Origin of the sequence: Xanthobacter autotrophicus (assembly GCF_029991245.1) — a bacterium.
Classification (GTDB): Bacteria; Pseudomonadota; Alphaproteobacteria; order Rhizobiales; family Xanthobacteraceae; genus Xanthobacter; species Xanthobacter autotrophicus_C.
The window spans coordinates 1-447 of the sequence record NZ_JAIVFO010000362.1; the positions used below are offsets into that span (position 1 = coordinate 1).

General features: G+C 73.2%; 1 protein-coding gene. It reads left to right on the top strand.

Features of this window, described 5'->3' with window-relative positions:
• Positions 1-115: 115 nt before the first annotated feature.
• The coding region (locus tag K9U41_RS23230) for a hypothetical protein (protein ID WP_282643198.1) at positions 116-447 on the top strand (332 nt) is incomplete at its 3' end.

A 447-nucleotide genomic window follows, 5' to 3' on the forward strand; every position in this document is an offset into this window, starting at 1 on the left:
CGACGGCATCGTCGCCCAGGTGCCCGTTCCCGAGGGGACCAGGTAGCGATTCTGAGGGGCGTGAGGCACTGTGCGTGAGGCATTGAGCGGCCTGACCGTCCGCGGACGGGCGTTCGTGGCCGCCGGCATCACCGCGATCGTCTGCGCCGTCCTGCTCAGCCAGGAGGCGCTGACCCGGGTCGGCGTGCTCGTGCTCGCCCTGCCGCTCGTGACGGCGTACGTGCTGGGCCGCAGCCGCTACCGGCTGGCGCTGGTGCGCACGCTCTCCCCGCAGATCGTGGTGGCCGGCCAGCCGGCCCGGCTGAACCTCACGCTGACCAACGAGGGCAAGACGCCCAGCGGCGCGCTGCTGCTCGAGGACCAGGTGCCCTACGTGCTGGGCACGCGGCCCCGGTTCGTGCTCGACGGGATCGGCCAGGGCTGGCGGCGGCACGCGTCGTACCAGGT